The organism is Serratia sp. BW106 (assembly GCF_002607755.1).
In the GTDB taxonomy this organism is placed as follows: Bacteria; Pseudomonadota; Gammaproteobacteria; order Enterobacterales; family Enterobacteriaceae; genus Serratia; species Serratia proteamaculans.
Genome location: NZ_MCGS01000077.1, coordinates 1 through 8,111 on the forward strand (window position 1 = coordinate 1; position 8,111 = coordinate 8,111).

Below are 8,111 nucleotides of genomic sequence, written 5' to 3' on the forward strand. Positions count from 1 at the left end.
CAACATTTGGGGTTCAGTTCAAAAGCGCCCCTGATTGACCTTAGTGGCCGAGGCCATGGCCGGCGTGTTTGTTCTCGATCAGTTCGATTTTATAACCGTCCGGATCTTCAACAAAGGCGATAACCGTGGTGCCGCCCTTGACCGGACCGGCTTCGCGGGAGACCTTGCCGCCGGCGTTACGGATGCTGTCACAGGTGGCGGCAACATCGTCAACCCCCAGCGCCAGGTGGCCGAACGCGGTGCCCATTTCGTAACTGTCGGTGCCCCAGTTATAGGTCAGTTCAATCACTGCACCTTCGCTTTCATCGGTATAGCCTACAAACGCCAGCGAGTACTTGTATTCCGGGTTCTCGCTGGTGCGCAGCAAGCGCATGCCTAATACCTTGGTATAGAAGTCGATGGAGCGTTGCAGGTCACCGACGCGGATCATGGTATGGAGTAAGCGCATAATTCCTCTGATTGGATGTGCCGTTGCCAATGGCGGATGGATTGAAGCGAAATCCAGTATAGCGTTGCCGCATAAGGGATTTCAATGTATGCCAAGGCAGGGCGCACAATACTATGGTGACGTTGTCACTCAATGGTCGGGTAAGACAGCAGCAACCGCACACTTTGTCGCCGCGCACAGTTTGGAAATAGGTACTATAACCCCTGCAAGGAACAGCGCGTCACGATAACGATATAGAGCCCGGATTGGACCGGGTTAATGTATAAATTTGGATCGGATTAATATGACGGTTTATTTTTTCAGTGCGGGGACATCGCGTTTGCCGAAGGAGTCGCTTAATGGATGAAATGCTCATTCTGGTGGATGCCGATGATAACTCCATTGGTTCGCAAACCAAAACGCTGGTACATCAGCAGGGGTTGTTGCACCGGGCGTTTTCAATTTTTATCTTTGATAGCCAGAGCCGCCTGTTGTTGCAACAGCGTGCTTTCAGTAAGTATCACTCGGCCGGACTATGGACCAACAGTTGCTGTGGCCACCCGCGCTGGGGAGAGGTAACGCTTGCCGCGGCTCAGCGCCGATTGCAGGAAGAGATGGGGTTTAGCAGTGAGTTGCAGCAGGTTTCCAGCTTCACCTATCACGCTGCGGTGCCCGGCGATTTAATTGAGCACGAGTTCGATCATATCTACGTCGGTTTATTTGACGGCGAACCGCAGGCGGCGCCTGAAGAAGCACACAGCTGGTTGTGGATGGATATTCAGCAATTAACGGATGATATAACGCGCAACCCGGAAAAGTTTACCGTTTGGTTTCGCACGATAATGAATAATCTTGATGCCAATGAAATACAGCGTTGGGCGAGGTTGGCTGTGAAGTAACTGACCGATAACCCAGACGGCAAAAAGCCCGCCGGTATAGGCGCACCGGCGGGCTTTTGTATTTTACTTACAGCGTTGGGTAGTCGGTATAGCCTTCAGCACCGCCGCCGTAGAAAGTTTCCGGCTTAGGTTCGTTCAGTTCAGCATTTTGTTTGAAGCGTTCAACCAGATCCGGGTTGGCGATATAGCTGCGGCCAAAGGCCACGGCATCGATAAAGCCTTTATTGATCAACTCTTCCGCTTTTTCGGCGGTGTAAGCGCCAGCCCCGACAATCACCCCTTTAAAGTGGGCGCGTACCGAATCACGGAAGGCGTCGGAATAAGGCTTGCCACCGGCCCAGTCAGGTTCGGAAATATGCAGGAAAGCGATGTTGCGCTTGTTCAGTTCTTCCACCAGATACAGCGCGGCATCTTCCTGATCTTCACCGTTGTCCAGGCCGTTGAACGGGCCCAGTGGGGAAATACGGATGCCAATGTGTTCTGAGCCCCATTCCGCGATGGTGGCGTCAACCACTTCCAGCGTCAGGCGCGTGCGGTTTTCGATGCTGCCGCCATATTGGTCGGTGCGCTGGTTAGACGCCGGAGCCATAAACTGGTGCAGCAGATAGCCGTGTGCGGCGTGCAGTTCGACAAAATCGAAACCGGCCTCACGTGCGTTGGCGGTTGCCTGACGGAAATCATTAATGATGCCTGGGATCTCTTCGGTTTCCAGTGCGCGTGGGGTAGAGGTAGGTACTCGTACCCAGGCGCCGGTTTCGTCACGTACGGTGGTGCGGGTGTCGGCGTTGATCGCAGATGGGGCGACCGGTGCCTGTTGGCCCGGTTGCAGGCTGTTGTGGGAGATACGCCCCACGTGCCACAGTTGAACGGCGATATGGCCGTTTTTATCATGTACAGCCTGAGTGATCTTTTTCCACGCGGCGATCTGTTCTGGGGTATGCAGCCCCGGTGCGCCGGCATAACCTTTCGCCTGGAAAGAAATCTGAGTGGCTTCGGTGACGATCAGACCCGCGCTGGCGCGTTGGGCATAATACTCACCCATCAACGGAGTAGGGATATCGCCCGGTTCAATGCTGCGCAGGCGCGTCAGAGGGGCCATAAACACGCGATTTGGCAGCGTTACAGCGCCAACCTTCAACGGGGAGAACAACTTTTCAATCTTCATAGTGAATCCTATATTAATAGACCGGTCGACTAGTAACGAATGTAGAACTGCCCAACAGGGTAATTCTTGATAAACCAAAGTGTTTTTTAGCGCTGCGCCGGGCGCAACAACAGTTCAATACTTTCCAGCGCGCTGGTCAGTGGGGCGACCGAGTGGCGGATTTTGGCTCGCAGTGAAGCGCCAAGCCACAGTGAATACAGCGTTTCTGCGGTAGCCGCCGGGCTCATGGCTATCGACAATGACCCTTCGCGGATACCGCGTTCAATTGTATCCTGCAGGTGCCCGATCACCCGGGCACTGCCGGTTTCCAATGCATGACGCATGGGTTCCGACAGGTCGCTCACCTCGGCCGATAGCTTGACCGCCAGGCAGGCGTTATGGCATTCGCTGCGGCAGTGGTAGCTGATCGCCTGAGCGTAATAGCTCAACAACTGGTGGCGTGCATCACTTTTATCGTCGGTAAACAGCTGTTGCATTGCCGCATCATAGTGCTCGAAATAACGCTGTAGCATCGCTTCGCCAAACACTTCTTTTGAACGGAAGTAGTGGTAGAACGAGCCTTTCGGCACGCCCGCCGTGCTCAGCAATTCGCTCAACCCCATGCCGGTAAAACCAAGGCGCAGGCTTAGGGTCTCGCCGGTAGCGAGCAAATGTTCACGAGTATCTGTAGGGCATTGCGCATGTTTAGTCATAATGGGTGTCAGCATAATAGACCGATTGGTCTAGGTCAATAGCAATAAAAAACCGGCAGTGAAATGCCGGTTATAATGATGCTTATTTTGCCCTAACAGAGGCGGGAAGTTAAGCCCTCAGGCCGCACCCCGGCAGCGTTGCAGAATATCCAACTGAGGTTGATATTCACGGGTCTGCACGTTCAGCATGCCAAGCAGGGTGTGGAACAGGTTGTCTTGCGACACATCCTCCTTTTCCGCCATGTTACTCAGGCACTGGCGATCCACCTTGAAGTTGCGCTCATAGTCCGCAGACATCCACATCAGGAAAGGGACGTGGGTCTGCTGGCTTGGGGCAAACACGTAAGGCGTGCCGTGCAGATACATGCCATTTTCACCCAGCGATTCACCGTGGTCGGAAAGATACACCAGCGCGGTGTTGAACTTGTCGCTGTGCTGTTGCAACAGCTTGATGGTGTCGTCCAGCATGGCATCGGTATACAACAGTGAATTGTCATAGGTATTCACCAACTGCTCGTGGGTGCAATCCTGGATCTGATTACTGTTGCAGGTCGGCGAGAACTTCTGAAATTCCGGCGTGCTGCGGCGGTAATAGGCCGGCCCGTGGCTGCCCATCTGGTGCAGTACTATCACGCCGTCGTCTTTCAGGCCGTTGATATAGTCGTTCAGTTTATACAGCAGCACGTTATCCATGCAGACGTCGCCGTCGCAATCCTGCGGCAGTTTCAACTTGGTCATGTCCACGTGCGGCACGCGATCGCAGGCACCTTTGCATCCGCCATCGTTTTCACGCCACAACACATTGACACCGGCATGCGCCATTACGTCGAGCATGCCTTCCTGATGAGTCGCCTGGGTGGCATCGTAATCCTTGCGCGGCATGTTGGAGAACATGCAAGGCACAGAAATGGCGGTTTCGGTGCCGCAGGAGCTGGCATTTTTAAAGTACACCACGTCGTCCTGCTTCAGCCGTGGGTTGGTTTCACGCCCATAGCCACCCAAAGAGAAGTTCTCGGCGCGCGCCGTTTCCCCCACCACCAGGATCACCAAGGTTTTCTTTTGCTGCGCAGTAATCAGTGGCCCTTTGTGTGCATCTTCACCGATTTTCACCAGTGGCAGATTACGGGTGAAGTAACGCTGCTGGGTAAATTTGATGGTGCCGGAAACGAAGTTCGACGGCGTCAGCATTTTCACCACGCTTTTGTTATTGCGGATCAGCGAGGCGTAATCCTTATAAAACAGCGCGGCGATAATCAGGATCACCACCACCGAGAGCATTACGTTGGCGGCGCGCAGCCCGACCATGTACCACCATGGACGAGTTTTGCGGATGTCGACAAAGCAAACCAATACTGCAGGCAGAATACCGAGCAGGGTCAACCACAGCCCCATGCGCGGCGTTAACAGCGCCGTCGCTTCCTGGGGATTGGTCTCGAAGGCATTCTGCATCATGTTGCCATCAATCACCACGCCGTAACTGAACATGAAGTAGTTGGCGGCCGCGCTGCCGAGCAGGAAGAAAATCATCAGCGGTTTGCGCAGGAACGGCACGGTCAGCACGCTGAAAATAATATTCAGCGCACAGAAAATCACCACCGGCATGGTGGCGGCGAAAATCACGCTATGGACGTTATCAAAGGTGATATACGACCAGGCTTTATGAAGGAATAACGCGTTCTGGAACAGAGTGAAGAATAAGGCACTGGCGAGGATAAAACCCAGGCTGTTGCACTGTAAGCGTTGACGTAACGACATTGCCAAATCTGAATCCTGATATTGTGTAATGCGCTGAAATTTACAGGATGAAACTTAAGAAAACCTTAGAGATTCAGAATCGTTGCGGGGGCGTTTAATTTTGGTTTAGGTTAGAGGCGCCAGACCGGGTGGCCTGGCGCGGGGGGCTTAGTAGGCGGCGGTAAATTGCGCTTTAATAAACTGCGGCTTTTCGATCTCATCGAGGATAGCAACCGACAGGTCTTCTACCGAGATGCTGGCCGGAGCCTGGCCGTTCATCAACAATTGGGTGGTGCCGAGACGGAACTGACCGGTGCGTTTGCCGGGTTCCAGCAGTGCAGCTGGGGACAAATAGGTCCAGTCGAGTTGAGATTCATTGCGCAGCTTGTTGCGTAAATCACGCACGGCCTGCGCGCCTGGGCGAATATTTTCCGGGAACTGCGGGGTATCTACCAATTCCACGCCCGGTGCCACTTTCAGGCTGCCGGCACCGCCAACCACCAGCAGGCGTTTGACGCCGGATTTTTTCACCGCGTCCAGGATTTGCTGCGAGCCACGGGTGGTTTTTTCATACAAATTATCTTCTGCCCAACCCGGGTTAAAGGTGCTGATCACCGCGTCCTGACCGGTCAGCTGTTTCGCCAGCCATTCGGTATCGGCGACGTCACCCAGTGCGACGGTCAGGTTGGCATTGTCCGGCAAGTCTTTTGGCTGACGAGCAATCGCCGTGACCTGTAAGCCTCGGGCCAGTGCTTCATCCACCACGCGGCGGCCAACAAAACCGGTTGCTCCAATAATGGCTACTTTCATCTGTTTGCTCCTGTCAGGAATAGGTTCAGTGTTTTGTCTCAGGCCTGGTTGACCTGAGCGGCTATATACACTGTAGTACTTAACAATAGAGCTGATTAGTGCCATATTCATGCTTTCTTGATTAAGTAAAACTTCATAATCGTGGATAAACTGAATCGAATGGCGGTATTCGCCACCGTGGTGGGAGAAGGTTCCTTTGCCGGAGCGGCCCGGCGGCTGGGCATGACGCCGTCGGCGGTCAGCCAGCATATGCGGTCGCTGGAAAAATCGCTCGGCGTGCCGTTGTTGCACCGTTCGACACGGCGGTTGGCGCTGACCGAAGCAGGATCGGCGTTCTATCCTGGCTGTGAGGCGATGCTGTTTCAGGCGCAGCAGGCCGAACAGCGGCTGGCGGAGCTGCGTGACACTCTGGTAGGGGAGTTGCGTATCGCCACAACCATTGGTATTGGTGGCCGCCCGCTGGCGGAGGCAATGGCACCGCTGCTGCAGGCCCATCCCAAGTTGACGCTGCGGGTACTGGCGGACGACCGGATTATCGATATGATTGAACATCGGATCGACATTGCGCTGCGGGTCAACCGCCAACTGGCCGACGCCAATATGATCGCCCACCCGCTGGCGGAATGGCCAATGGTGCTGTGTGCCGCACCACGCTATCTCAGCCAACATGGGGTGCCGGAGACGCCGCAGGACCTGGTGCAGCACCGGTGGATCTCGGGGGCTTTCAGCGGCGCACATCTGGATTTACATCATCAGGGCGGGCAACAGTTAAAGTTGCGCCTGGCGGAAGGGCAAATCGTCAGCGACAGTATGAACGTGATGCGCGCCTTTACCCGCAGCGGACTGGGGATCTCGATTCAACCGCTGTATGAAATTGAAGATGAACTGCAGCGCGGCGAACTGATCCAACTGATGCCTGAATGGCGACCGGCACCTCTGCGGCTGCATGCGATGACGCTCGAACGGGCAATGCCAGAGAAAAATCGTCAGGCGTTGCGTTATTTACGCGACTATTTTCACCGTCATGCCGAAAAGTCACTTGCCAGCGGCGCCGATGGCGTCTTCAATTAGGAAAAGAACGCAGGAGGACGTGTGGCGCAGCAGCTCGAGTTTTTTGACATCCCCAGCCCGTGTCGCGGCATTTGTCAGGCCGACGATCGCGGTTTTTGCCGTGGCTGCCTGCGCAGCCGCGAGGAACGCTTTGGCTGGATGCAAATGAGCGATGCGCAAAAACGAGACGTGATACGTTTGTGTCACCAGCGTTTCCTGCGCCTGCAACGAGCCAATAAACAGCCCGACGAACCCTTGCCGGAACAACCCTCGCTGTTCTAAGTCATTTCTGATCTGCCGCACGTAAGCGCGGCTTTCCGCTTCCCACCGTGTTATCCGCTTGTGTATGCTGGCATTAAACAATGTCATGAGGTTTCAACAATGGTAAACCGTATACAACTCGCGCCGCAGGGGCCTGAATTTTCCCGCATGATTTGCGGATACTGGCGTTTGATGGAGTGGGGGATGTCGCCGCAGCAGCTGCTGGCGTTCATTGAGCAGCATATTGAACTGGGTGTGACCACCGCCGACCATGCGGACATTTACGGCGGCTATGCCTGCGAACAAGCCTTTGGTGAAGCGATGCGCCTGAAGCCTTCGCTGCGTCAGTCGATGGAACTGGTGTCCAAGTGCGGCATCGCCACCACCGCCAAACCGGGTAATCCGATCGGCCATTACATTACCGATCGCGAACATATCGTTTACAGCGCGGAACGTTCGCTGGCGCATCTGCATACCGATTATCTTGACCTGTTGTTGATCCACCGTCCGGATCCGTTAATGGATGCCGATGAGGTGGCCGAGGCTTTTGTGGCGCTGCATAAAAGCGGCAAGGTACGACACTTCGGCGTCTCCAACTTCACCACCACGCAGTTCACCCTGTTGCAGTCACGCCTGCCGTTCTCACTGGTGACCAATCAGCTTGAGATCTCGCCAATTCATCAGCCGGCCATTCTGGACGGCACCCTGGATCAGTGCCAGCAATTGCGTATCAAGCCGATGGCCTGGTCCTGTCTGGGGGGCGGTCGCCTGTTCAACGATGCCGAGTTCCAGCCGCTGCGCGATGAGCTGCAGGCGGTGGCGCAAGAAATCGGTGCCGAGACGATTGAACAGGTGGTGTATGCCTGGGTGATGCGTTTGCCGTCGGCACCGTTGCCGATCATTGGCTCCGGTAAGATTGAACGCGTGCGTTCGGCGCTGAAGGCGCAGCAATTGACGCTGAACCGCCAACAGTGGTTCCGTATCCGTAAAGCCGCACTGGGTTACGACGTGCCTTAATCGGCCCAAGAAGCCGGGCAGCCCAGGCTGCCCGGTTTTTTGTGCCCAGAAAACCC

At 55.1% G+C, this 8,111-nt stretch carries 9 protein-coding genes; 4 read left to right on the forward strand and 5 right to left on the reverse strand.

Features of this window, described 5'->3' with window-relative positions:
- Positions 1–40 precede the first annotated feature (40 nt).
- Complete coding sequence (gloA, locus tag BEI65_RS26550; protein ID WP_099065734.1) at positions 41–448, reverse strand: lactoylglutathione lyase; 408 nt, start codon at positions 446–448, stop codon at positions 41–43.
- A 338-nt stretch (positions 449–786) separates the two neighbouring features.
- Between gloA and idi the strand changes: the two genes are divergently transcribed.
- Positions 787–1,326: an isopentenyl-diphosphate Delta-isomerase gene (gene idi / locus BEI65_RS26555; RefSeq protein ID WP_099065735.1), complete on the forward strand. Its 540-nt coding sequence runs from the start codon at positions 787–789 to the stop codon at positions 1,324–1,326.
- 67 nt (positions 1,327–1,393) lie between these two features.
- Here the strand turns inward: idi and BEI65_RS26560 are convergent, their stop codons facing one another.
- The 4 genes from BEI65_RS26560 to BEI65_RS26575 all read right to left on the reverse strand — a co-directional run bounded on the left by BEI65_RS26560 (position 1,394) and on the right by BEI65_RS26575 (position 5,727).
- The gene (locus BEI65_RS26560; RefSeq protein WP_099065736.1) at positions 1,394–2,491 is read right to left on the reverse strand and encodes an alkene reductase; all 1,098 of its coding nucleotides are present in this window, start codon (positions 2,489–2,491) and stop codon (positions 1,394–1,396) included.
- 86 nt (positions 2,492–2,577) lie between these two features.
- A complete protein-coding gene (locus tag BEI65_RS26565) occupies positions 2,578–3,198 on the reverse strand; it encodes a TetR/AcrR family transcriptional regulator (protein ID WP_099065737.1) in 621 nt (206 codons plus the stop codon).
- A gap of 102 nt (positions 3,199–3,300) precedes the next feature.
- Positions 3,301–4,938, reverse strand: a complete 1,638-nt coding sequence (eptA, locus tag BEI65_RS26570; RefSeq protein ID WP_099065738.1) for a phosphoethanolamine transferase EptA — start codon at positions 4,936–4,938, stop codon at positions 3,301–3,303.
- Between the two features lie 147 nt (positions 4,939–5,085).
- Positions 5,086–5,727: an NAD(P)-dependent oxidoreductase gene (locus BEI65_RS26575; RefSeq protein ID WP_099065739.1), complete on the reverse strand. Its 642-nt coding sequence runs from the start codon at positions 5,725–5,727 to the stop codon at positions 5,086–5,088.
- A gap of 141 nt (positions 5,728–5,868) precedes the next feature.
- Here BEI65_RS26575 and BEI65_RS26580 point away from each other — a divergent pair, with 141 nt between their 5' ends.
- The 3 genes from BEI65_RS26580 to BEI65_RS26590 all read left to right on the forward strand — a co-directional run bounded on the left by BEI65_RS26580 (position 5,869) and on the right by BEI65_RS26590 (position 8,055).
- A complete protein-coding gene (locus BEI65_RS26580) occupies positions 5,869–6,798 on the forward strand; it encodes a LysR substrate-binding domain-containing protein (RefSeq protein WP_198404519.1) in 930 nt (309 codons plus the stop codon).
- Between the two features lie 21 nt (positions 6,799–6,819).
- Complete coding sequence (locus BEI65_RS26585) at positions 6,820–7,059, forward strand: DUF1289 domain-containing protein (RefSeq protein WP_099065741.1); 240 nt, start codon at positions 6,820–6,822, stop codon at positions 7,057–7,059.
- Positions 7,060–7,158: 99 nt separating this feature from the next.
- Positions 7,159–8,055: an aldo/keto reductase family oxidoreductase gene (locus BEI65_RS26590; RefSeq protein ID WP_099065742.1), complete on the forward strand. Its 897-nt coding sequence runs from the start codon at positions 7,159–7,161 to the stop codon at positions 8,053–8,055.
- Positions 8,056–8,111: the final 56 nt, after the last annotated feature.

Excerpts from the sequence above, each read along its gene's own strand:
- gloA (WP_099065734.1), bottom strand. The coding sequence starts at position 448 with ATGCGCTTACTCCATACCATGATCCGCGTCGGTGACCTGCAACGCTCC.
- idi (WP_099065735.1), top strand. The coding sequence starts at position 787 with ATGGATGAAATGCTCATTCTGGTGGATGCCGATGATAACTCCATTGGT.
- BEI65_RS26560 (WP_099065736.1), bottom strand. The coding sequence starts at position 2,491 with ATGAAGATTGAAAAGTTGTTCTCCCCGTTGAAGGTTGGCGCTGTAACG.
- BEI65_RS26565 (WP_099065737.1), bottom strand. The coding sequence starts at position 3,198 with ATGCTGACACCCATTATGACTAAACATGCGCAATGCCCTACAGATACT.
- eptA (WP_099065738.1), bottom strand. The coding sequence starts at position 4,938 with ATGTCGTTACGTCAACGCTTACAGTGCAACAGCCTGGGTTTTATCCTC.
- BEI65_RS26575 (WP_099065739.1), bottom strand. The coding sequence starts at position 5,727 with ATGAAAGTAGCCATTATTGGAGCAACCGGTTTTGTTGGCCGCCGCGTG.
- BEI65_RS26590 (WP_099065742.1), top strand. The coding sequence starts at position 7,159 with ATGGTAAACCGTATACAACTCGCGCCGCAGGGGCCTGAATTTTCCCGC.